We start from the raw sequence: 238 nt of genomic DNA, 5'->3' as shown, positions 1-238 counted from the left end.
CTGTCAGCTTGATTATGACGGATAAGACGGTGTAGGGATTCCCCTGCTTCAGCTCGTTGCTCAAAAGCTTGCTTGCCAACTGTCATAGAAAATGCCTGGTCTTTCGACATTTCAGACTGTTGAATATCGCCTTCATACTTACTTAATCGTTTCTCAAGAATGGGCATATTTTCTTCACAGTAGGAGATTGTATGACGATAGTGATCCTTGCTGCGTTGAAAGGCGCGTCTTTGATTTT

General features: G+C 42.9%; 1 protein-coding gene. It reads right to left on the bottom strand.

Annotation, left to right across the window (positions count from 1 at the left end):
- Positions 1 to 238 (bottom strand): hypothetical protein (locus CBI42_RS12075; protein ID WP_142294175.1); only part of this gene is annotated, 238 nt, incomplete at both ends.

The organism is Streptococcus sp. KR (genome assembly GCF_002238115.1).
Taxonomy (GTDB): Bacteria; Bacillota; Bacilli; order Lactobacillales; family Streptococcaceae; genus Streptococcus.
Note: the sequence above shows the minus strand (reverse complement) of the source record. Positions and strands in the feature narration are given on the sequence as shown.